General features: G+C 61.6%; 21 protein-coding genes. 2 read left to right on the top strand and 19 right to left on the bottom strand.

What is annotated here, in order from left to right:
• Positions 1-7: 7 nt before the first annotated feature.
• A complete protein-coding gene (locus TM49_RS11070) occupies positions 8-919 on the bottom strand; it encodes a GNAT family N-acetyltransferase (RefSeq protein ID WP_045681283.1) in 912 nt (303 codons plus the stop codon).
• A 142-nt stretch (positions 920-1,061) separates the two neighbouring features.
• On the opposite strand from TM49_RS11070, the gene TM49_RS11065 reads away from it, so the two are divergent.
• A complete protein-coding gene (locus TM49_RS11065) occupies positions 1,062-1,997 on the top strand; it encodes a tyrosine recombinase XerC (RefSeq protein WP_045681281.1) in 936 nt (311 codons plus the stop codon).
• Positions 1,998-2,057: 60 nt separating this feature from the next.
• Here the strand turns inward: TM49_RS11065 and TM49_RS11060 are convergent, their stop codons facing one another.
• From TM49_RS11060 to TM49_RS10980, 17 genes are all read right to left on the bottom strand, one after another.
• Positions 2,058-2,315: a hypothetical protein gene (locus TM49_RS11060; protein ID WP_045681280.1), complete on the bottom strand. Its 258-nt coding sequence runs from the start codon at positions 2,313-2,315 to the stop codon at positions 2,058-2,060.
• A 522-nt stretch (positions 2,316-2,837) separates the two neighbouring features.
• The gene (locus TM49_RS11055) at positions 2,838-3,335 is read right to left on the bottom strand and encodes a cytochrome b (protein WP_045681277.1); all 498 of its coding nucleotides are present in this window, start codon (positions 3,333-3,335) and stop codon (positions 2,838-2,840) included.
• A 128-nt stretch (positions 3,336-3,463) separates the two neighbouring features.
• On the bottom strand, positions 3,464-4,870 hold the full coding sequence (gene lpdA / locus TM49_RS11050) for a dihydrolipoyl dehydrogenase (RefSeq protein ID WP_045681274.1): 1,407 nt from the start codon (positions 4,868-4,870) through the stop codon (positions 3,464-3,466).
• 91 nt (positions 4,871-4,961) lie between these two features.
• Positions 4,962-5,576 (bottom strand): LysE family translocator, encoded by a 615-nt coding sequence (locus TM49_RS11045; protein ID WP_045681273.1) that lies wholly within the window; start codon positions 5,574-5,576, stop codon positions 4,962-4,964.
• 25 nt (positions 5,577-5,601) lie between these two features.
• Positions 5,602-6,834 carry a 2-oxoglutarate dehydrogenase complex dihydrolipoyllysine-residue succinyltransferase gene (gene odhB / locus TM49_RS11040; protein WP_045681270.1) on the bottom strand — a complete coding sequence of 411 codons (1,233 nt, stop codon included), beginning with the start codon at positions 6,832-6,834 and terminating at the stop codon, positions 5,602-5,604.
• Between the two features lie 81 nt (positions 6,835-6,915).
• Positions 6,916-9,900: a 2-oxoglutarate dehydrogenase E1 component gene (locus TM49_RS11035; RefSeq protein WP_045685132.1), complete on the bottom strand. Its 2,985-nt coding sequence runs from the start codon at positions 9,898-9,900 to the stop codon at positions 6,916-6,918.
• 127 nt (positions 9,901-10,027) lie between these two features.
• Positions 10,028-10,933, bottom strand: coding sequence for a succinate--CoA ligase subunit alpha (sucD, locus tag TM49_RS11030; RefSeq protein WP_045681267.1), 906 nt, complete (start codon positions 10,931-10,933; stop codon positions 10,028-10,030).
• A gap of 6 nt (positions 10,934-10,939) precedes the next feature.
• On the bottom strand, positions 10,940-12,136 hold the full coding sequence (gene sucC, locus TM49_RS11025; protein ID WP_045681265.1) for an ADP-forming succinate--CoA ligase subunit beta: 1,197 nt from the start codon (positions 12,134-12,136) through the stop codon (positions 10,940-10,942).
• 30 nt (positions 12,137-12,166) lie between these two features.
• On the bottom strand, positions 12,167-13,129 hold the full coding sequence (gene mdh, locus TM49_RS11020) for a malate dehydrogenase (RefSeq protein WP_045681263.1): 963 nt from the start codon (positions 13,127-13,129) through the stop codon (positions 12,167-12,169).
• 168 nt (positions 13,130-13,297) lie between these two features.
• Positions 13,298-14,470, bottom strand: a complete 1,173-nt coding sequence (zapE, locus tag TM49_RS11015; RefSeq protein WP_045681261.1) for a cell division protein ZapE — start codon at positions 14,468-14,470, stop codon at positions 13,298-13,300.
• 126 nt (positions 14,471-14,596) lie between these two features.
• Positions 14,597-15,202, bottom strand: coding sequence for an AprI/Inh family metalloprotease inhibitor (locus TM49_RS11010; RefSeq protein WP_045681259.1), 606 nt, complete (start codon positions 15,200-15,202; stop codon positions 14,597-14,599).
• Between the two features lie 163 nt (positions 15,203-15,365).
• Positions 15,366-16,145 (bottom strand): succinate dehydrogenase iron-sulfur subunit, encoded by a 780-nt coding sequence (locus tag TM49_RS11005; RefSeq protein ID WP_045681257.1) that lies wholly within the window; start codon positions 16,143-16,145, stop codon positions 15,366-15,368.
• A gap of 16 nt (positions 16,146-16,161) precedes the next feature.
• The gene (gene sdhA / locus TM49_RS11000) at positions 16,162-18,006 is read right to left on the bottom strand and encodes a succinate dehydrogenase flavoprotein subunit (protein ID WP_045681256.1); all 1,845 of its coding nucleotides are present in this window, start codon (positions 18,004-18,006) and stop codon (positions 16,162-16,164) included.
• 6 nt (positions 18,007-18,012) lie between these two features.
• Entirely contained in the window at positions 18,013-18,393 is a 381-nt protein-coding gene (sdhD, locus tag TM49_RS10995) for a succinate dehydrogenase, hydrophobic membrane anchor protein (protein WP_045681255.1), read from the bottom strand.
• A 12-nt stretch (positions 18,394-18,405) separates the two neighbouring features.
• Positions 18,406-18,798 carry a succinate dehydrogenase, cytochrome b556 subunit gene (gene sdhC, locus TM49_RS10990; protein ID WP_045685130.1) on the bottom strand — a complete coding sequence of 131 codons (393 nt, stop codon included), beginning with the start codon at positions 18,796-18,798 and terminating at the stop codon, positions 18,406-18,408.
• Between the two features lie 292 nt (positions 18,799-19,090).
• Complete coding sequence (locus TM49_RS10985) at positions 19,091-19,735, bottom strand: class I SAM-dependent methyltransferase (protein WP_045681252.1); 645 nt, start codon at positions 19,733-19,735, stop codon at positions 19,091-19,093.
• 155 nt (positions 19,736-19,890) lie between these two features.
• Positions 19,891-20,652 carry an SDR family NAD(P)-dependent oxidoreductase gene (locus TM49_RS10980; protein ID WP_045685129.1) on the bottom strand — a complete coding sequence of 254 codons (762 nt, stop codon included), beginning with the start codon at positions 20,650-20,652 and terminating at the stop codon, positions 19,891-19,893.
• Positions 20,653-20,782: 130 nt separating this feature from the next.
• Between TM49_RS10980 and TM49_RS10975 the strand changes: the two genes are divergently transcribed.
• Positions 20,783-21,673, top strand: a complete 891-nt coding sequence (locus TM49_RS10975; protein ID WP_045681251.1) for an AraC family transcriptional regulator — start codon at positions 20,783-20,785, stop codon at positions 21,671-21,673.
• Positions 21,674-21,716: 43 nt separating this feature from the next.
• On the opposite strand, the gene aspS is transcribed toward TM49_RS10975, so the two are convergent.
• Positions 21,717-23,504, bottom strand: coding sequence for an aspartate--tRNA ligase (gene aspS / locus TM49_RS10970; RefSeq protein WP_045681249.1), 1,788 nt, complete (start codon positions 23,502-23,504; stop codon positions 21,717-21,719).
• Positions 23,505-23,597 lie beyond the last annotated feature (93 nt).

Here is a 23,597-nt window from a genome sequence, read left to right as displayed (position 1 = left end):
CTCCCGATCACTTGGCCTTTTCGAGGCTGAAGACAGCGTCGCGATCCTGCGCCAGGGTGTGAACCGTGTGCCTTTCAAGCGCCGCTGTCACCTCGGCGGGATCGCCTTCCAGGGCGTCGGGCGGAATCATATGGCCGATGGTGAAATCGAAGCGATCGCCGGTCTTGTTCAGAAGTTCGTGGAAAACGGTCATGTCGCGCAGTTCCGTCGACCATTTGGCGAACCAGTAGAACAGCCCGGAATTCCGGGCCTTCAGGTGCACCGGCAGGATCGGCAGATCATATTTGCGGGCAAAGCCGATGGCCGAAGTCTTCCACGGGCGCTCGTTCAGCCGCCCTTCGTCCCAATAGGCGATGCGGCCGGACGGGAACAGCACGATCGCCTTTTCCTCGCGGATGGAGGCATTGGTGACCTGCAGCGTTTCCCGCGCCTTCAGCTTGCTCTTGAACTCCTCGCGCCATTCGACCGGAATGATCATCTCCACCAGCCGCGGATTGACGCGCACGGCATCACGATTGGCGAAGAACATCATGTCGGGGCGGCGCGCCTTGAGCAGATCGAACACGGCGACGCCATCGGCAATGCCGGTCGGATGGTTCGAGACCATCATGAAGCCGCCCTTTTCGGGCACGCGATCAAGCCCGCTCGAGTGAATATCGAGCCCGAGCTTCGCGGAAAGATATTCGAAAACCTGGTAACCGGAAATCGACTGGACGTCGTTGGCAAATTCCATCGCCTTGCCGTAGCCAAGCAGCAGATGGAGGAAGGGTCGCATCACCGGCCAGAGCGGATTGTGAACGATCTTCTCACCGCGCTCGGCGATGAGCGTGTCCACGATATGGCCAGGGCGGCCCTGGGAAAAGAGTGCCACTGTCTCAGCGAAATGCGCCAGGGCGGAGGGAGAATCACGACGCGCCATAAAAGGTCCTGCTATTGCTGAGGGCCATATATCGCAATTCTACATTATAAGACAATGACACCTCCCTTGAACCATTAGCGTTTTTCTAACGCAATTTAATGCAATTTGAGCCGGCGACAAGAGAGAGGCAACAGGTTGCACCATGGAAAACATACTCGTCCCCGCCGAAGACGAGGTCCTGCGGTTGCGTCAGGACTGGCTCGGGCAGCTTGCCGGCGAGCGGCGACTTTCGGAGAACACCACCGAGGCCTATGAGCGCGACACGCGCCAGTTCCTGACCTTTCTCTGCCGCCATGTTGCCCGTCCTGTCAGGCTTTCCGATATTGCGACACTACGTCCCGCCGATATCCGTGCCTACCTCGCCTTTCGCCGGCGCGAAGGCGTCGAAGCCCGCACGCTCGGGCGCGATCTTGCCGGCATTCGCTCTTTCCTGCGCTGGCTGGAGCGGCGCGGCCTTGCCAATGCCGCCGGCATCACCGCCATGCGCGCGCCGAAACAGCCGAAATCGCTGCCGAAACCTCTTGCGGCCAAGGATGCGGTCGCGCTTGCAGGACAGGAGGCGCAGCTTGCCGAAGAACCCTGGATCGCCGCGCGAAATGCCGCGGTCTTTGCGCTGCTCTATGGCTGCGGCCTGCGCATCTCGGAAGCGCTGGCGCTGACGCCGGGCGATTTTGCAGGATCCCCCGACCGGTTGCGCATCACCGGCAAGGGCGGCAAGACCCGCATCGTGCCGCTACTCGCCGCCGCTCTTGATGCCGTCAGGAACTATGAAAAGCTTTGCCCCTACCAGATCGACGCCGACGCGCCGCTCTTCAGGGGGCTGAGGGGCAAGAAGCTGCAGCCAGCGATCATCCAGAGGGAAATGCAGGCTTTGCGCGGTGCGCTAGGGCTTTCGGAGAAGGCGACGCCGCATGCGCTCAGGCATTCCTTCGCCACCCATCTTCTGGCAGCCGGCGGCGACCTTCGCACGATCCAGGAACTGCTTGGCCATGCGAGCCTTTCGACAACCCAGGTCTATACCGGGGTCGACACTACGCGGCTTCTCGAAATCTACGACAAAGCCCATCCCCGCGCCTGAAATACGAAGAACCCCGCGACCGGTGGCGCGGGGTTCGATCGGTTTGCTTGGGTCGGGCGATCAGTTGAAATTCGTATACTGGAAATCGATGAGCTTCGGCGTGCCGTCCTGCTGGACCTTGATGGTCTTGACCAGCGTACGGCCAAGATTGTCGTTCTGGGTCACCGAATAGACGCTGCCCGGCTCGTAATTGGCCGCCAGCGCCTTGTCGCTCTGGGAAATGTAGGGCGCGTAGTGGTTCATCATCGGCTGCGCGGCGAATACCGCACCGGTTCCGGCCAAAAGGGTAACGGCCGCAATTGCGATCACTTTCTTCATTGTCTTCACTCCAGGTTGTTTCACTCCAAAGAGGCTTTCCACCTTCTTGTATCCTTTTACTTAGCGATCAGAGCGCCCAACACCAAATCAACCGTTCGTGAATTGTATCTATTTTTCAATACATTACGTATTTTTAATCAATTTCAAGAAGGAGCGGACGGCAGCGCGCGGCATGTGTTCCCAGCGACATCCGAAATTAAAGACGTAGACAAAAGTCTACGATGACTTCTCTAAATTAGAAAAGAAAATATACCCCGTCAAACAGGGGGCATTTCACCATGCATAAAAGAATACTTCTCTCGGCTTTACTGATCATAGCCACAACGACGGCCAGCTACGCCCACGGTGGCGGGTGTCGCAAAAGCTCGCCGCAGGGCCAGTGTTGTCACATGGATAACCGTGTCGGCAAGGTTCATTGCCATTAGAGCGCCGCGCGTCCTTTCGGACACGCAAGGTCACTCCAGCGCCTTGAATCTGTCCATTGCGCCTTAGCGAGATCTGAAAACGGATTTCCCGCAGTGATCAGCCTGTCGTCATTCGTTTCAGAATGCCGGTTTTCCAATAGAACTGGTGAACGGCAACCGCGCCGACATGGGCGACGATCAGGGCCCACATCAGGACCTTCATCGGCCCGCCGTGGATTTCGGCCGCCGCGCCGCTGCCGAGATAATAGCCCGCCATGCCGGCCAGGGGCATCGCGATAAACAGCAGATAGAAGGTCCAGTGAGCAACTTTGGAAAGCAACCGGAAGATGGCCGGCTCATCCTCGGGATCGGCCGGAACGCCCTGAATCAGCCGAAGGGCCAGACGAATCAGCGCCAGCACCAGCACTGCGATGCCCACATAGGCGTGGATATTGGCGGAAGCCACGACGTCGGCGGGCACGGGCTCACCGCTAAAGAACAGATGGGCCCAGCGCCCCATGCCGTCCGGAAAGAGGAGGTTGAAGAAAACCAGCAGGGCTACCGCCCAATGCAGGATGCGCTGCGGAACAGAAAACGAAACTGGAGTCTGATGCACAGGATTTACCCCTTTAATCAAAGACTTACGAGGACGAATCCATAAAATGAAAGTGCGGCCTGCAAAGCAAGCCGCACGTTCATAGATGACAGAGATTTCATGTGCGGCGGCATCCGCCGCCACCGGCCTCACATATGGATCGGTTTGAAGAAGGCACCCATGGCGGCCTCCTTCACGGCTTCCGACATGGTGGGGTGCGCATGGCAGGTGCGGCCGAGGTCTTCCGAGGAACCGCCGAATTCCATCAGTACCGCCGCCTCGTGGATCATTTCACCGGCGCCGAAGCCGACGATATGGACGCCGAGCACGCGGTCGGTCTCCTTGTCGGCCAGCACCTTGACGAACCCGTCGGTGGTTTCCATGGCCCGCGCCCGACCGTTGGCCATGAACGGGAACTTGCCGACATTGTAGGCGACGCCGTCCTTCTTCAGCTCCTCCTCAGTCTTGCCGACGGAGGCGACTTCCGGCTGCGTGTAGACGACGCTCGGGATGACGTCATAGTTCACATGGCCGGCCTGACCGGCGAGAATTTCGGCGAGTGCGACGCCCTCGTCTTCCGCCTTGTGCGCCAGCATCGGGCCCTTGACCACATCGCCGATCGCATAGATGCCGTCGACATTGGTCTTGAAGTGACCATCGATTTCGACCCGGCCGCGCTCGTCGAGCTTGACGCCCGCTTCCTCAAGGCCGAGGCCTTCGGTGTATGGCTTGCGGCCCGTCGAGATCAGCACGATGTCGGCATCGATGGTCTCGGCGTCGCCGCCCTTGACCGGTTCGAAGGTCACCTTGGCGCCCTTCTTGCCCTTCTCGACAGCCGTGACCTTGGCCGACAGCTTGAATTCGAGGCCCTGCTTGGCCAGCATCTTCTGGAACTGCTTGGAAACCTCGCCATCCATCGGACCGAGGATCTTGTCGAGGAATTCGACGACCGTGACCTTTGCGCCGAGACGCGACCAGACCGAGCCGAGCTCGAGCCCGATGACGCCGCCGCCGACGACGACCAGCTTTTCCGGAACCGTCTTCAGCGCAATCGCACCGGTGGAAGACACGATGGTCTCTTCATCGATCGCGACATCGACACCCGGAATGCCGGCGACATCGGAGCCGGTGGCGATGACGATGTTCTTGGCTTCGAGCTCTTCCGTCGAACCGTCTTCCTTGGTGACCTGAACCTTGCCGGCAGAGACGATCTTGCCGGTGCCCTGGATGCCGTCGATCTTGTTCTTCTTGAACAGGAAGGCAACGCCTTCGACGTTCGACTTCACCACCGAATCCTTGTGGCCCATCAGCTTGTCATGGTCGAGTTCGACGCCGGCAAGCTTGATGCCGAGGCTTTCCATGCCGTGGGACGCGTGGGCGAAATATTCCGAAGCATGCAGCAGCGCCTTGGACGGAATGCAGCCAACGTTCAGGCAGGTGCCGCCATAGGTAGCGCGCTTTTCGACGACGGCGACCTTCATGCCGAGCTGCGAGGCCTTGACCGCACAGACATAGCCGCCGGGGCCGGAACCGATTACGATGAGATCATACGCCATGGAATTTCCTTTTCCGTTTGGCCACGCTCCGTTTCGCTCAACAGTCGAAAGGGGATGGCGCTCAATGCAATTTCATGGGCACCGGCGGCGGCTATTGCCGCGTCAGCGCCAGCTTCAGTCCAAACCCCGCGAAAGCGGCCGCCACGCTTCGGCGCATCCAGGCCATGGCCCGCACGCTCGAGAGCACCCGGTCGCGCATCAGGCCGGAGAATTGGCCGTAGAGCACGAACACGGCAAAGGTCATCGCCATGAACACCGCCGACAGCATCAGCATCTGGAGCACCGGCGCTGCGGCCGTGGGCGAGACGAACTGCGGCAGGAAGGCGAGGAAAAACACCGAAAGCTTGGGGTTCAGAATGTTGATCAGAAAGCCGTTGCGGGCGATGGCGAAAAGACTGCGCCGTGGCGCGCCCTCACCGGAAACACGCATCGTGCCGCGGTCGCGCAGCGTCTGCCAGGCCAGATAAAGCAGATAGGCGACACCGGCGAACTTGACCGTCTGGAACAGGAGCGCGCTGGTATGAAACAGCGCGGCGAGCCCGAAGACCGAGGCGAGAATCGCCGGAATGATGCCGAGCGTGCAGCCAAAGGCGGCGGCGACGCTCGCAAGACGGCCCTGCGACAGGCCGGTCGCGAGCGTGTAGACCACGCCCGTGCCGGGAGCCAGAACAACAATCAGCGCCGTAATCAGAAATTCGATGCTCATGTTTCCGGCCCCCGCGGGTTTGAGATCAGAGATCGAGAACGAGACGTTCCGGATCTTCCAGCGTCTCCTTGACGCGGACCAGGAAGGTCACGGCTTCCTGACCGTCAACCATGCGGTGATCGTAGGAGAGCGCCAGATACATCATCGGGCGGATGACGACCTGGCCGCCGATTGCCATCGGACGTTCCTGGATCTTGTGCATGCCGAGAATGCCGGACTGCGGCGCGTTCAGGATCGGCGAGGACATCAGCGAGCCGTAGACGCCACCATTGGTGATGGTGAAGGTACCGCCCTGCATATCGGCCATCGACAGCTGGCCGTTGCGCGCGGCCTTCGCGAGGCGGGCGATCTCGGCTTCGATTTCGGCAATCGTCATCTGGTCGGCATCACGCACGACCGGAACGACGAGGCCCTTGTCGGTGCCAACGGCCACGCCGATGTGGCAGAAGTTCTTGTAGATGATGTCGGTGCCATCGATCTCGGCGTTGACCGCCGGAAGTTCCTTCAGGGCATGACAGACAGCCTTGGTGAAGAAGCCCATGAAGCCGAGCTTGACGTCATGCTTCTTCAGGAACAGGTCCTTGTAGCGGTTGCGCAGGTCCATGACCGCGCTCATGTCCACCTCGTTATAGGTGGTGAGCATGGCGGCGGTGTTCTGGGCGTCCTTCAGGCGCTTGGCAATGGTCTGGCGCAGGCGGGTCATCTTGACGCGCTCTTCGCGGCCGGCGTCCTCGACGGTCGACGGCGCACGGGCCGGCGCCTTGGCGGCGGGGGCTGCCGGAGCGGAGGTGCCCTTGTTGACTGCGGCGATGACATCGCCCTTCAGAACCTGGCCACGCTTTCCAGAGCCTTCGACCTGATCGGCAGAGATGTTCTTCTCGGCCATCATCTTGGCGGCGGCCGGAGCGGCCGGCATGTCGGAGCCTTCGGGCTTTGCCTCGGCCTTCGGAGCTTCGGCCTTGGGGGCCTCTTCCTTGGCTTCGGCCGGAGCCGCTTCCTTCTTCTCGGCCGGTGCGGCTGCACCCTCGGAAATCTGGCCGAGAAGCGCGTTCAGTTCCACCGTCTCGCCTTCGGCGGCGATGATTTCGGAGAGCGTGCCGGCGGCCGGCGCGGGGACCTCGATGGTCACCTTGTCGGTTTCCAGCTCGACGATGGGTTCATCGGCGGCGATCGCGTCGCCAACCTTCTTGTACCAGGTGCCGACGGTCGCTTCGGTGACGGACTCGCCGAGAGTAGGAACGCGGATTTCAGTGGCCATTTTTAAAGTCCCGATCTTGATGGATGTTTGCTTCGCCTTGCGGCGTTATGCACAGGCCGAACACGGCCTGTGCTGAACCCGTTATTCCCCGAGCGCATCTTCAAGGAAGGCCGCGAGCTGCGCCTGGTGGCGCGACATCAGGCCCGTCGCCGTCGAGGCCGCTGCCGGACGTCCGGCATAGCGCACGCGGCTGTGCTTGGCATCGATATGGGTCAGCACCCATTCGAGGTAGGGCTCGATGAACGACCAGGCGCCCATGTTCTTCGGCTCTTCCTGGCACCAGACCATCTCCGCGCCCTTGAAGCGAGACAGCATGTTGATCAGCGCCTTGGCCGGGAACGGATAGAGCTGTTCGACACGCAGCAGGTAGACATCGTTGATGCCGCGCTTCTCGCGCTCCTCGAACAGGTCGTAATAGACCTTGCCGGTGCAGAGCACGACGCGACGGATCTTGGCGTCCTTGACGAGTTTGATCGGCGTATCGTGTTCGACCGCATCATCCCACAGCAGGCGGTGGAAGGCGGTTTCGCCGGCCATCTCCGACAGCGTCGACTGGGCGCGCTTGTGGCGCAGCAGCGACTTCGGCGTCATCAGGATCAGCGGCTTGCGGAAGTCGCGCTTCAGCTGACGGCGCAGGATGTGGAAGTAGTTCGCCGGCGTCGTGCAGTTCGCGACCTGCATGTTGTCCTCGGCGCACATCTGCAGCCAGCGCTCCAGACGGGCGGAGGAGTGCTCCGGTCCCTGGCCCTCATAGCCATGCGGCAGCAGGCAGACGAGGCCGGACATGCGAAGCCACTTGCGCTCGCCAGAGGAGATGAACTGGTCGAAGACGACCTGTGCGCCGTTGGCAAAGTCGCCGAACTGGGCTTCCCAGAGCGTCAGTGCATTCGGACGGGCCAGCGAATAGCCATATTCGAAGCCGAGCACGGCCTCCTCCGAAAGCATCGAGTTGATGACCTCGTAGCGCCCCTGCCCCGAACGGATGTTCTGCAGCGGAATATAGCGGTCTTCGGTCTCCTGGTCGTAGAGCACCGAATGGCGCTGCGAGAAGGTGCCGCGCTCGACGTCCTGACCGGAAAGCCGAACCTTGAAGCCCTCATGGACCAGCGAACCGAAGGCCAGCGCCTCGGCCATCGCCCAGTCGATCCCCTCGCCGGTTTCCAGCATCTGGGTCCGGTTGTCGAGGAAGCGCTGGATGGTCCGGTGTACCTGGAAGCCTTCCGGAACCTCGGTCAGCTTCTTGCCAATTTCCTTCAGCGTCTTCATCGGCACGGCGGTCTTGCCGCGACGCTGCTCATCGGCATTGTCGGCGGTTCTCAGACCAGACCATTCGCCGTCCAGCCAGTCTGCCTTGTTCGGCTTGTAGGACGAGCCGGCCTCGAATTCCTGGTCGAGGAATGCGCGCCAGTCGGCGGTCATCTTGTCGAACTCGTCCTTGGTGATCAGGCCTTCCTTGATCAGACGGTCGGCATAAAGCTGGGTCACCGTCTGGTGGCCACGGATCGCCTTGTACATCTTCGGCTGGGTGAAGGAAGGCTCATCGCCTTCGTTATGGCCGAAGCGGCGATAGCAGAACATGTCGATGACGACAGGCTTGTGGAACTTCTGGCGAAATTCGGTCGCGACCTTGGCCGCATAGGTGACGGCTTCCGGATCGTCGCCGTTGACGTGGAAGATCGGCGCCTCGATCATCTTCGCCACATCCGAAGGATAGGGCGAGGAACGCGAGAAGGCCGGATTGGTGGTGAAGCCGATCTGGTTGTTGACGATGAAATGCACAGTGCCGGCAACGCGGTGGCCGCGCAGGCCGGACAGGCCGAGCACCTCGGCAACAACACCCTGGCCGGCAAAGGCCGCATCGCCGTGCAGCAGCAGCGGCATGACCTTGGCGCGCTCGTCGAGCGGCACGATCTCGCCTTCGCGGCGGGTGGCGATGATGTCCTGCTTGGCGCGCGCCTTGCCCATGACGACCGGGTCGACGATTTCCAGATGCGACGGATTGGCCGTCAGCGACAGATGAACCTTGTTACCGTCGAACTCACGGTCGGAAGAGGCACCGAGATGGTACTTCACGTCGCCGGAACCCTCGACGTCATCGGGCTTGAACGAGCCGCCCTTGAATTCGTGGAAGATCGCGCGGTGGGGCTTGGCCATGACCTGCGACAGCACGTTGAGGCGACCGCGGTGCGGCATGCCGAGCACGACTTCCTTGAGGCCGAGCGCGCCGCCGCGCTTGATGATCTGCTCCATGGCAGGGATCAGCGATTCACCGCCATCGAGACCGAAGCGCTTGGTGCCCTTGTACTTGGTGTCGAGAAACTTCTCGAAGCCTTCGGCCTCGACCAGCTTCTGCAGGATGGCCTTCTTGCCGTTCTCGGTGAACGAGATGCTCTTTTCCGGGCCTTCGATGCGCTCCTGGATCCAGGACTTCTCTTCCGGATTGGAGATATGCATGAACTCGACGCCGAGCGTCGAGCAATAGGTGCGGGTCAGGATATCGAGCATTTCCGGGATCGTGGCGAATTCCAGACCCAGAACGTTGTCGATGAAGATCGGACGGCTGTAGTCGGCGTCCGTGAAGCCATAGGCCTGCGGCGAAAGCTCGTTGTAGTCGTTATCCGCCATGCCGGCGAGGCCGAGCGGATCAAGCTTGGCGTGCAGATGGCCGCGCATACGGAAGGCACGGATCATCATCAGGGCGCGGACGGAATCGCGTGTGGCGCGGAGCACGTCTTCACCGGAAAGTGCCGTGCCTTCGGCCGCTGCCTTGGCAACGAGCTTCTTTTCGACGACCTTCTCGACATCGCCCCAGTTGCCGTCAAGCGCTGCGGTCAGCTCGTCCGACGGCTTCTGCGGCCAGTTTTCCTTTTTCCAGGAAGCGCCTTCCGCCGATTTGCGCACGGCATCGGGGTCGTCACCGAGCGCCTTGAAGAAGTCGCGCCATTCCTCCGAAACCGAATTCGGATCGTCCTCATAGGCCGCGTAAAGCTGCTCGATATAGGTCGCGTTCGCGCCATCGAGAAACGAGGTCAGGAGAAATTGTTCGTTGGCTTCTTGCCTTGACATATGCACCGCGCGGACGAATTCGCCCGCCTCCCGCTTTGAAACGATGAAAACCGCCGTCGTCAAATGACGATGAAAACGGTATTTTCGTGGCGGCCCGGAGGCCGCCACGATATCTCAATAAGCTGGGTCAGCCCTTCAGGACTTCAACCAGCGTCTTGCCGAGACGGGCCGGAGACGGCGACACCTTGATGCCGGCCGATTCCATCGCCTCGATCTTGTCTTCTGCGCCACCCTTACCACCGGAGATAACTGCGCCGGCGTGGCCCATGGTGCGGCCGGGAGGTGCGGTACGACCGGCAATGAAGCCAACCATCGGCTTCTTGCGGCCCTTCTTCGCCTCGTCCTTCAGGAACTGGGCAGCCTCTTCCTCGGCCGAGCCGCCGATCTCACCGATCATGATGATCGACTCGGTCGCATCGTCTGTGAGGAACATTTCCAGCATGTCGATGAACTCGGTGCCCTTGACCGGGTCGCCACCGATGCCGACGGCCGTCGACTGGCCGAGGCCCTCATTGGTGGTCTGGAACACAGCTTCGTAGGTGAGCGTGCCGGAGCGCGACAGGACGCCGACGGAACCCTTGGAGAAGATCGAGCCCGGCATGATGCCGATCTTGCATTCTTCCGGCGTCAGGACGCCCGGGCAGTTCGGGCCGATGAGGCGCGACTTCGACTTGTCGAGACGGGCCTTGACCTTGACCATGTCGGCAACCGGAATGCCTTCCGTGATGCAGATGATCAGCGGAATTTCGGCTTCGATCGCTTCCAGGATCGCGGCGCCCGCGCCTGCCGGCGGAACGTAGATGACCGAAGCGTTGGCGCCGGTCTTGTCCTTGCCCTCGGCAACCGAGGTGAAGATCGGCAGGTTGGTGCCGTCGACACCGGAAGACCATTCGGTTCCGCCCTTCTTCGGGTGGATACCGCCAACCATCTTGGTGCCGTAATAGGCAAGCGCCTGCTCGGTGTGGAAGGTACCGGTCTTGCCGGTGAGGCCCTGAACCAGAACCTTGGTGTCTTTATTGACCAGAATGGACATGGATACTCAGGCCTCCTTAACGGCCGCAACGATTTTCTGGGCCGCATCGTCGAGATCGTCGGCGGAGATGACGTTCAGACCGCTCTCGTTGATGATCTTCTTGCCGAGCTCGACATTGGTGCCTTCCAGGCGAACAACGAGCGGCACCTTGAGGCCAACTTCCTTGACAGCCGCGATCACGCCTTCGGCGATGACGTCGCAGCGCATGATGCCGCCGAAGATGTTGACGAGAATGCCTTTGACGGCCGGATCGGCGGTGATGATCTTGAAGGCCGCCGTGACCTTTTCCTTGGAGGCGCCGCCACCGACATCGAGGAAGTTCGCCGGCTCTGCGCCGTAGAGCTTGATGATGTCCATGGTCGCCATGGCGAGACCGGCGCCGTTGACCATGCAGCCGATATTGCCGTCGAGGGCAACATAAGCGAGGTCATACTTGGAGGCCTCGATTTCCTTCTCGTCCTCTTCCGTCGTGTCGCGCAACGCGCGGACATCGTCGTGACGGAACAGCGCATTGCCGTCGAAGGAAACCTTGGCGTCGAGAACGCGCAGATGGCCATTTTCCATGACGATCAGCGGGTTGATCTCGAGCAGGCTCATGTCCTTCTCGACGAAGGCCTTGTAGAGGATCGGGAACAGGCGCTCGGCGTCCTTGGCGGCATCGCCTTCAAGCTTCAGAGCTTCGGCAAGAGCCTTGACGTCGGAGGCCGTGACGCCCGTTTCCGGGTCGATCGCGACGGTGACGATCTTCTCCGGGGTTTCCTCGGCAACGGTCTCGATATCCATGCCGCCTTCGGTGGAAACCACGAAGGCCACCTGGCCGACAGCACGGTCGACCAGCAGCGAGCAGTAGAGTTCGCGGTCGATGTCGGCGCCATCTTCGATGTAGAGGCGGTTGACCTGCTTGCCGGCCGGGCCGGTCTGCTTGGTCACCAGCGTGTTGCCGAGCATCTCGTCGACGAAGGCCTTGACCTCGTCGAGCGACTTGGCAAGGCGAACGCCGCCCTTGGCGTCGGGGCCGAGTTCCTTGAACTTGCCCTTGCCGCGGCCGCCGGCGTGGATCTGGCTCTTGACCACATAAAGCGGGCCCGGAAGCTTGCCGACGGCAGCCTCGACCTCGTCCTTCTTCAGGATGGCCACACCGTCAGCAACCGGCGCGCCGTAGCTCTTCAAAAGAGCCTTGGCCTGATATTCATGAATGTTCATTCGGTATCCGTCCTTTTTCGCGAAAGCGACTTATTTCAAAGCGGGCGCGATTTCCTTGCAGGCGTCGCAGAGGCCCTTGACCGCCTCAACCGACTTATCGAAGCCGGCCTTGTCCTCGCCCTTGAGTTCGATCTCGACAACGCGCTCGACACCGCCTTCGCCGATGACGATCGGAACGCCGACATACATGCCGTCAACGCCGTACTGGCCGGTGAGCTGGGCAGCGGCCGGCAGGACGCGCTTCTTGTCCTTGAGGTAGCTTTCGGCCATGGCGATGGCCGAAGCGGCCGGTGCGTAGTAGGCCGAGCCGTTCTTCAGCAGGGCAACGATCTCGCCGCCACCGCCGCGCGTACGGGTGATGATGGCATCGAGCTTTTCCTGGGTGGTCCAGCCCATCTTAACCAGATCGGGCAGCGGGATGCCGGCAACCGTCGAATACTGGGCGACGGGAACCATGGTGTCGCCGTGGCCGCCGAGAACGAATGCGGTGACGTCTTCAACCGAGACGTTGAATTCTTCGGCAAGGAAGTAGCGGAAGCGGGCCGAGTCGAGCACGCCGGCCATGCCGACGACCTTGTTGGCCGGAAGGCCGGAGAACTTCTGCAGGGCCCAGACCATCGCGTCGAGCGGGTTGGTGATGCAGATGACGAAGGCGTTCGGAGCATACTTCTTGATGCCTTCGCCGACGGCTTCCATGACCTTCAGGTTGATGCCGAGCAGGTCGTCGCGGCTCATGCCGGGCTTGCGCGGCACGCCGGCGGTGACGATGCAGACATCAGCGCCTTCAATGGCGGAATAATCGGAAGCGCCGGAGAGCTTCGCGTCGAAACCGTCAACCGGGGACGACTCGGCGATGTCCAGCGCCTTGCCCTGCGGCAGGCCGTCCGCGATGTCGAACAGGACGACGTCGCCCAGTTCCTTCAGCCCGGCGAGATGCGCGAGCGTTCCTCCGATCATGCCTGAACCGATCAATGCGATTTTATTGCGCGCCATGAATGTATCCTCTGAAAAGTCATTCCGGGGTGATCGCCCAGGGTCCTCCCGGGTCCACCAGTGTCGAAGTTTCGATAACGCCGTAAGCTCTGATTTTCAACCGATTTTTCTGGCGTCAATATTTTCAATCGGTTATATGCATTTTTATTGACGTTTAGGTCAAATAACTCAAGCCGCCCGCCCTTTTTCCGCCCATTTCTTCTTGTGCGCTGCGAGATAATCGGTGCTGCGCATCTCAAAAAGTCGTGAAGCGGTGCGGTCGAATTCGAAGCCTTCCCGGCCCTTGCGTTCCGTCAGGAGCTCCTCCGGCAGGGCCTCCGCCGAAATCACCGTACGGATCGTCATGTCGTAGAAAGTGTCGATCAGGATGATGAACCGCTTGATCTCGTTGCGCCGGTCGGCGCTTAACACCGGCACGTCCTCGATGAACACCGTGGCGAAGCGCTCGGCAATGGCCCGATAATCTGCGGCACCCAGGGGCCTGGTGCAAAGGTCGGCAAAGCTGAAGCGAGCGCAGGAACCCGAGGCCTCCGGCACATGTATCGTGCGCCCGCGCATCTCGATCTCCTCGGCACTCCCTCCATCACCGCCCGTCAGCGTGAGCCAGCCTTCCTGCATCTGCCGCCGCGTCTCCTCGGTGAGCGGCGTCAGATAGACCGGCCGCCCCTCGAACTTCTCCATACGATAATCCGTATCGGAATCGAGTGTCGTTACCGTGACATGCTTTTTCAGGACATCGATGAAGGGCAGGAACAGGCCGCGGTTGAGACCATCCTTGTAGAGATCGTCGGGCGCGACATTGGAGGTGGCGACGAGCACACAGCCTCGGTCGAACAGGGCCGAAAACAGCCGCGACAGGATCATCGCATCGGCAATATCGGTGACCGTGAACTCATCGAAGCAGAGCAGGCGATTTTCGGCGATGATGCTGTCGGCCACCGGTCCCACCGGATCGCCGTCCTTGACCTCGCCATTCTTGAGCTTCTTGCGGTAGGCATTGAGACGGTCCTGCACATCGCCCATGAAGGCATGAAAATGCGCGCGGCGCTTGTCCTCGATGGGAGCGAGTTCGAAGAACATGTCCATCAGCATCGTCTTGCCGCGACCGACGCTGCCGTAGATGTAGAGCCCCTTGGTGAGGGGACCGTCGGGTTTGCGCGAACGGCTGAAGAGCTTCGAAAGCTTGCCGCCCTTCTTGGGCGCCGCAGGCGCTTTGGAAAGGCCGGCCAGAACCGCGTCCAGTTCGGCCGCAACTTCAAGCTGCGCGGCGTCAGCCTTCAGGCTTCCCGCTTCGGTGAGCGCCTTGAGGCGGTCGGTGACGGTATCGGTCGTTGCGGCCATAAAGGGTCCCGGTCATCAATCTGAATTGCGCCAGCCTCCCCAAAGCCGACACGCCGCTCCTTAGCGGCAGGGTGCGGTGAAATCAACGGCATAAAAAAGGCCCCTTCCGGGGCCTTTCGTCCGCGCTCAGCGGCTCAGCACCACTTGGCCACCCGAGCTGCTCGGGCCTTCGATGCGGTTTTCGCTGGTCTTGTAGAGACGGGCGATGGCATAGCCATTGGCATCGTTGAGCACGACCTGGTCGCCATTGATGCCCCAGGACTTCATCTGCGACAGGCCGCCGGTGCACCCGCGCGTGCCGCCGCGCAGGCCTTCGCCGAGATTGGTCAGCGTCAGGAACATGTCGCACTGCACACCGTTTTCGGTGACCTTCCAGCTTCCGACGAGGGCCGAACTGGAAATCGCCATGGCGCCGGCAGGCGCTGAGACATCGCCGACGCCACCGGGCGTTTCCGGCGCCGCGGGAGCTGCCGGGAACTGGCTCTGGTTGTTGGCCGTCTGGGTGTTGTCGTAGACCGGGCCCGGCTGATAGGTGCCGGAATTATAGGTTCCGGAGGTGGCACCACCGGGCGGCGGCAGGCTGGAGCTCTGCACCTGGCCAGCTGGTGCCGGGGTCAAGGGCTGCGGCTGCGGCATGGCTTGCGGCTGACTGTTGTAATAGGACGTCCGCTGACATCCCGCGAGCGCTACCAGCGCGGATACCGCCGCGACGACCAATACCTTGTGAACCATATGCCCGTTGCTCCTGCTCATCCTTGGACCGCGCCGACCGCCCTTTGTGGCGGCGACATCGTTCGTTTCACCCCGATTGTCTCCCACAAGAGGAGACAACCAATCATATCGTGCCGAAGTCCGGCGCGACAAGGGGGCCCATATCAAACGTCCGCGAGATTGCTCAAACCGCGCGCTCGACCATCATCTTCTTGATGCCAGCGATCGCCTTGGCCGGGTTCAGACCCTTCGGACAGGCCTGCGTGCAGTTCATGATCGTGTGGCAACGATAGAGCCGGAAGGGATCCTCCAGATTGTCGAGCCGTTCGCCGGTCGCTTCGTCGCGGCTGTCGATCAGCCAACGATAGGCCTGCAGCAGAACCGCCGGGCCGAGATAGCGGTCGCCGTTCCACCAATAGGACGGACAGGAGGTCGAGCAGCAGGCGCACAGGATGCACTCGTAAAGTCCGTCGAGCTTCACGCGATCCTCATGGCTCTGCTTCCATTCCTTCGCCGGCGGCGGCGAGACGGTCTTCAGCCAGGGCTCGATGGAGCGGTGCTGGGCGTAAAAGTTGTTGAGGTCCGGCACCAGATCCTTCACCACCGGCATATGCGGCAGCGGATAGATCTTCACCGAGCCCTTGATGTCGTCCATGCCCTTGGTGCAGGCGAGCGTGTTGGTGCCGTCGATGTTCATCGCGCACGAACCGCAAATGCCTTCGCGACAGGAACGCCTGAGCGTCAGCGTCGGATCGATGTTGTTCTTGATGTACAGGAGCGCATCGAGAACCATCGGCCCGCAATCATCGAGGTCGATGAAATAGGTATCGATCGAGGGGTTCTCGCCAGTATCCGGGTTCCAGCGATAGATCTTGAACTCGCGAAGATTGGATGCGCCTTCCGGCTTCGGCCAAGTCTTGCCGGTCTTGATCTTCGAGTTCTTGGGAAGCGTGAATTCAACCATTTCCTTTTCCTCTCGATCAGTAGACGCGCGCCTTGGGGGCGATCTTCTTGATGTCGATGCCTTCGGCGATGAGGTCCTGATGAACCGGGCGGTAGTCGAGCTTGACGTCGCCGGTCTCGTTCACCCAGGCAAGCGTGTGCTTGCGCCAGTTTTCGTCGTCGCGGCCTGCAAACGGGCCGTCGGCATAGTCCTCGCGGGCATGCGCGCCACGGCTTTCCTTGCGGGCTTCGGCACCATAGACGGTGGTGATGGCGCAGGCCATCAGGTTGTGCAGTTCCAGTGTCTCGACGAGGTCGGAGTTCCAGATCATCGAGCGGTCGGTAACCTTGACGTCCGGCAGTTCCTGCCAGACTTCCGAAATCCGGCGGCAGCCCTCTTCCAGCGTTTCCTGGGTGCGGAACACGGCGGCCTCTTCCTGCATGGCGCGCTGCATCTTGTCGCGCAGCACTGCTGTCGGCTTGGCGCCGTCAGCAAAGCGGATGCGGTCGAAGCGTTCCATGATCTTGTCGCAGGCGGCGGTGTTGAGCGCCGGGATAGAGCTCTCGCGGTCAATCACCTGGCCGGCGCGGATCGCAGCGGCACGGCCGAAGACGACGAGGTCGATCAGCGAGTTGGAGCCGAGACGGTTGGCACCGTGGACCGAGGCGCAACCGGCCTCGCCGACGGCCATCAGGCCGGGCGCGACACGCTCCGGGTTCTCGCTGTCGGCGTTCAGCACTTCGCCCCAGTAATTGGTCGGAATGCCGCCCATATTGTAGTGAACCGTCGGCAGGACCGGGATCGGCTCGCGGGTCACATCGACGCCGGCGAAGATCTTGGCGCTTTCGGAAATGCCGGGAAGGCGCTCGTGCAGGATCGCCGGATCGAGGTGATCGAGGTGCAGGAAGATGTGATCCTTGTTCTTGCCGACGCCGCGGCCCTCACGGATTTCCATCGTCATGCAGCGCGAGACCACGTCACGCGAGGCAAGGTCCTTGGCCGATGGCGCATAGCGCTCCATGAAGCGCTCGCCCTCGGAGTTGGTCAGGTAACCGCCTTCGCCGCGCGCACCTTCGGTAATCAGGCAGCCTGCGCCGTAGATACCGGTCGGGTGGAACTGGACGAATTCCATGTCCTGCAGCGGCAGGCCGGCGCGGGCAATCATGCCGGCGCCATCGCCTGTGCAGGTATGGGCCGAGGTCGCCGAGAAATAGGCGCGGCCGTAGCCGCCGGTCGCCAGCACCACCATCTTGGCGGAGAAGCGATGGATCGTGCCGTCATCGAGGTTCCAGGCGACGACGCCGGTGCAGCGGCCGTCATCGTCCATGATCAGGTCGATGGCGAAGTATTCGATGAAGAATTCGGCATTGTTGCGCAGCGACTGGCCGTAAAGCGTGTGCAGGATGGCGTGGCCGGTACGGTCTGCAGCCGCGCAGGTGCGCTGCACCGGCGGGCCTTCGCCGAAGTTCTGCATGTGGCCGCCGAAGGGGCGCTGATAGATCTTGCCCTCTTCGTTCCGCGAGAACGGCACGCCGTAGTGCTCGAGTTCGTAGACGGCCTGCGGGGCTTCCATGACGAGATACTGCATGGCATCGACATCGCCGAGCCAGTCGGAGCCCTTGACGGTGTCGTAGAGGTGCCACTGCCACGAGTCGGGCGTCATGTTCTGCAGCGAAGCGGCAATGCCGCCCTGGGCGGCAACGGTGTGCGAGCGGGTCGGGAAAACCTTGGTGATGCAGGCGGTCTTGAAGCCCTGCTCGGCCATGCCGAGCGTGGCACGCAGGCCCGCGCCACCGGCGCCAACGACGATCACGTCATAGGCGTGATCGACATATTCATAGGCCTTGCCGGAGCCGCTCGACTGAGGATTGGAAGCTGCCATCTGGAATTACCCCACGAACGCGATCTTCACCAGGGCGAAGAGACAGAGCGCGCCCATGAGGATCGAAAAAAAAGTGTTGGCCATCAAAGCGCAAAGCTTCAACAGCTCATTATGAATATAGTCGTCGATGATTTCCTGCATGCCGATGCGCATGTGGAACAGGCCGGCAATCACCATCAGCCCGATCAGCACGGCGGCGAAGGGGTTGGCGAGCGCGGCGGTCACATCTTCATAGGATTTGCCTGCATTGGCGATGATGAAGATGACGAAGAAGATGGTGAGCGGCACGAGGGCCACAGCCGTCATCCGCTGAACCCAGAAATGCTCGGTGCCTCCCCGGGAGGCGCCAAGACCACGAACCTTCTTGAGCGGGGTGCGCATATCCATGTGCTTTTCCTCCTACCAGGCAACCAGGCCGACGATCCAGATCAGCACGGTAAGTGCGACCGAAACGAACGGCAGGGCGATTGCGACCTTGGTGGTGAATTCCTTGCCGAGGCCATGGCCGAAATCCCAGACGAAATGGCGCAGGCCACCGACAAGGTGATGCACCAGCGCCCAGGTGTAGCCAAACAGGATCAGAAGTCCGAGCCAGGAGCCGAAGAACCAGTTGACGCAATCAAAGGCTCCCTCGCCCATGGCTGCGGATATCAGCCAGGCCGCAATCAGGATGGTGCCGAAATACATCGCCGCACCGGTGATGCGGTGGATGATCGACATCGCCATGGTGGGAATGAATTTATAGACTTGGAGATGCGGCGAAAGGGGCCGGCTACTGGTGGGATTGGCCATCAAAACCTCGCGGGTGTTCATAAGGCGCGGCATTTTATCCTTGCGGCTTGCCGTGGTGCCGGGGCCGGCACCGGGTAACGCCGATGTTCACCGGTGGTTTAGCCACCGCATCCGGCTGCGACAAGCCCATTCGCTCCGCGCGTGCCGATTTAATCGGTTTGACACGCACGGCAAGAATTAAAGACCGTTCCTTGCGGCCGGAAAATTGCATGCTTTAGTCAAGAAGTCCATCCGATTCGTTGAATTTCAATCGCTTAACATGATTGCGCCGCTCATGTTTAAGGCTTTGGAATCAGATGCAGAAGCGCCAGACCGTGGTTCGCTTGACCTCGCTGTCCTCCAGAACGCGCGTCACCGGAACCTGATATTCGGCAAGTTGCTGAAGCCGCTCTCGCGGGCAATAGGCTCGGCCCGGATCGCCGACGAGAACGGTCACGCCTTGCCGGCAGAGCCGCTCGAACCACGGCACCAGGTCGGCGGCCCATTCACGATCATAGAAAACATCCCCCGCCAGCAGCACGTCGCAGTCCGGCAATTCGCCCATCAGGTTCGCGCGGGTCAGGGAAAGCGAAACCGCATTGAGGTCGGCATTGAGTCGAATCGCGATAGCGGCGAAGGCATCGATATCGGCGGCAAGCACCGAGCCCGCGCCAGCCTTCGCCGCGGCAATGGCGACAAGACCCGAGCCACTGGCAAAGTCCACCACCCGACGCCCCGCCACGCATTCCGGCTGATCGAGAACATAGCGCGCCAACCCCTGCCCGCCCGCCCAGGCAAAGGCCCAGAACGGCGGCGGCAGGCCGACCTGCTCAAGCTCGTCCTCGGTCTTCTGCCACAGATCGTGCACCTCGCTGGCAAGCCGGAGCCTGATTTCGGGCACATGCGGCGGCGCAAGAACTTCGGTGTTCTCAAGGATGAAGCGTTCGGGGTCTTTCATGGGGCTCTTCGTCGGCAGCTTGTCTCAGGCTGACCATGCTCTTCCAACGTCTGGAAGCAAAGCGCAACCTTGTTCTGCTGCCGACGTTTCACGCCACCCTGCCGAAGCAGAGCCGGCCGCAAGCCGATACCAGATACCCGGTATCGGTGTGATGATCAGAGCAGCATACCGCCGGAGACCTCGATACGCTGGCCGTTGACCCAGCGGTTTTCGGGCGAAAGCAGCGCCGCGATCATGGGTCCGATATCCTCCGGCTCACCGGCGCGGCCAAGTGCGGTGTTGCTGGCCACCATCCTGTTGACCTCCGGATTGTCGCGCACCATTCCGCCGCTGAAATCCGTGGCGATCGCGCCGGGGGCAACGGTGTTGGCGGCAATGCCGCGCTCGCCGAGTTCCCTTGCGAGATAGCGTGTCAGCACCTCGATCGCCCCCTTCATGGAGGCGTAGGCAGCACTTCCGGGGGCGGAGAAGCGGGTGAGACCCGAGGAAATATTGACGATGCGGCCACCATCGTTCATCAGCGGCAGCAGCGTCTGGGTCAACAGGAAGACGCCCTTGAAATGGACGTTGTAGAGCCCGTCCAGCTCCTCCGCCGTGGTCGTGGCAATAGCATTATGGTGCGAGGTGCCGGCATTGTTGACGAGATAGTCAAAACGCTCGGCGCCAAGCGTCGTCAGCGCCTGTTTCAGGCTTTCCGCGAATGCCGCAAAAGCCGAAGCATCCGCCGTATCGAGCTGAAGCGCGATCGCCTCGGCGCCTTCTGCTTTGGCAAGGGCCACAACCTTGTCGGCCTCTTCCCGGTTCGAATGATAGGTGAAGATCGATGCGACACCGCGGCGCGCGAGGTTCAGCACAGTGCTGCGGCCCAGCCCGCGGCTGCCGCCGGTGACGATCGCGATTCTTGTTCCAGTCGTCATGTTCTGCTCCTTTGCAATCGGGAGCCCGGAAAATAGGCCGGCGCGGCGGTTTTCCGAATGTCGGATCGCCACGCGTTCTTGCCTATTCCTGCCTGATACCTATCTCTGAGCGACAACATAGGAGCGGAGCATGCTTGCAGCACTGGCGGAGCGGGTCGATCAATTGACCCGCGAAAGAAGCACAAACGGACTCTATTCACCGCCACTCGGCGGCATGCACCTGCTGCGCATCGAGGCGCGCCACCACGCTTCGATGACCATCCATCGTCCCGCGTTATGCCTTGTCCTGCAGGGCGCGAAGTGGACGATGTTCGGCGGTCGGCGGCTCGACTATCATGCCGGTCAGGCGCTGGTGACCTCGGTGGAAATGCCCGGCAGTAGCCAGGTCGTCGGCGCGAGCCTGGACAGTCCCTACCTCGCCTTTATATTCGAACTTGACCCCGAGGCCGTGCGGGCTGTGCTGCAGGGCATGGACAAGCCGCCCGAACTCGAAGGCCGGCGTCGCCGGGGCAGCCGGGTGATCGACTGCGGCCCGCCACTCCTTGCCGGCGTCGCCCGCTCGCTGGACCTGATCGATACGCCGGATGCGGCCGCCGTGCTCTTTCCTGGCATCATGCGGGAGATCTGCTACTGGCTGCTTTCCGGTCCGGAAGGCGGCGAGATTGCCCGGGTCATGCTCGGCTCCAGCCATGCGCCGAACGTGATCCACGCGGTCCATGCACTCAGGGAACGTTTTGCGGAAACGGTGCGGGTGGAGGAACTGGCGGACATCGCGCGTCTCAGCCCTTCGGCCTTCCACCGCCAGTTCAAGGCGGTCACCGGCATGACGCCGCTGCAATATCAGAAACAGACGCGGCTTCTTGAAGCCCGAACCCTGATGCTCAGCGGTCTCGCCAATGCCGAAAGCGCGGCCTTCCGCGTCGGCTACGAAAGCGCCTCGCAGTTCAGCCGCGAATACGCCCGCATGTTCGGCGCGCCGCCCAGACGCGACATCGAGGCGCTCAGCAAAACGGCGGCCTGAGGGAGGCCGCCGTCTTCAAATCATCATTGAGCGAGGAGAAACCTCAGTCCTTCTTCTGCGGCATCAGCCGCAGGCCGAGTTCGCGCAGTTGCGTCGGCTGGGCCTCAGAGGGGGCGCCCATCAGCAGATCCTGCGCCTGCTGGTTCATCGGGAACAGCGCCACCTCGCGCACGGTCTTGGCACCGGCGAGCAGCATCACGATACGGTCGATGCCGAAGGCGCAGCCACCATGCGGCGGAGCGCCGTACTGGAAGGCACGGTAGAGGCCGCCGAACTGTTCCTCGACGTCCGCAGCGCTCTTGCCGGTGATCTCGAATGCCTTGACCATGACTTCCGGCAGCTGGTTACGGATCGAGCCCGAGGCAATCTCGTAGCCGTTGCAGACGGCGTCATACTGGTAGGCCTTGATCGTCAGCGGATCCTGGTTCTCCAGCGCCTCGAGGCCACCCTGCGGCATCGAGAAAGGATTGTGCGAGAAATCGACCTTCTTCTCGTCTTCCAGCCATTCGTAGAACGGGAAGTCGACGATCCAGCAAAGCTCGAAACGATCCTTGTCGGTCAGCCCCAGCTCGTCGCCTGCGCGTGTACGCGCTTCGCCTGCGAACTTGTAGAACTTCGAAGGTTCGCCCGCGACGAAGAAGCAGGCATCGCCCTCTTCCAGGCCAAGCTGCGTGCGGATCGCTTCGGTGCGCTCGGGGCCGATGTTCTTGGCCAGCGGACCGGCGCCATCGACAGTTTCGCCTTCCTTGCGCCAGAAGATGTAACCGAGGCCCGGCTGTCCCTGCGACTGCGCCCAGGCGTTCATCCGGTCGCAGAAGGCACGGGAGCCACCAGTCTTGGCCGGGATCGCCCAGACTTCGACCTTGGGGTTCTTCTCGATCATGCCGGCGAACACCTTGAAGCCGGAGCCGGCAAAGTGCTCGGTGACGGCTTCCATGACGATCGGGTTCCTGAGATCCGGCTTGTCCGACCCATATTTGCGGATCGCCTCATCGTAGGGAATACGCGGCCACTTCTTGGTGACCGGCTTGCCATCGGCGAACTTCTCGAAGACGCCGGTCATCACCGGTTCCATCGTTTCCCAGACATCTTCCTGGGTGACGAAGCTCATCTCGACGTCGAGCTGATAGAATTCGCCCGGCAGACGGTCGGCACGCGGGTCTTCATCGCGGAAGCACGGGGCGATCTGGAAATAGCGGTCGAAACCGGCGACCATCAGAAGCTGCTTGTACTGCTGCGGCGCCTGCGGCAGGGCGTAGAACTTGCCCTGATGGATACGGCTCGGCACCAGGAAGTCACGCGCACCTTCCGGCGACGACGCCGTCAGGATCGGCGTCGAATATTCGCCGAAACCGGCATCGGCCATGGCCGAACGCATCGAAGCGACGATCTTGGTGCGCTTGACGATGTTGGCGTGCAACGTCTCGCGACGCAGATCGAGGAAGCGATACTTGAGGCGGACGTCTTCCGGATAGTCGGGCTCGCCGAACACCGGAACCGGCAGTTCCTTGGCCGCGGCCAGAACTTCGATTTCCTCGGCATAGAGTTCGATCTCGCCGGTCGCCATGTTCTTGTTGACGGTGTCTTCCGAGCGGGCGCGGACCTTGCCGTCAACGCGAATCACCCACTCGCCGCGCACTTTCTCCGCGATCGAGAACGCCGGCGAATCCGGGTCTACGACGACCTGGGTCATGCCGTAATGGTCGCGCAAATCGATGAAGAGAAGGCCGCCATGGTCGCGCACGCGGTGGACCCAGCCGGAAAGGCGGACGGTATCACCGACAGCGGTTTTGTTGAGGGCGGCGCAGGTGTGGCTGCGATAGCGGTGCATGGACTTAATCCGTAACGGGTTTCAGGGCGTGACGAGGCGCACGACCCTTCTCATGAATTTCGGCGGAAAAACGCATGGCGGTGCCCGTTTGTC

This window comes from Martelella endophytica (assembly GCF_000960975.1).
Classification (GTDB): domain Bacteria; phylum Pseudomonadota; class Alphaproteobacteria; order Rhizobiales; family Rhizobiaceae; genus Martelella; species Martelella endophytica.
Note: the sequence above shows the minus strand (reverse complement) of the source record. Positions and strands in the feature narration are given on the sequence as shown.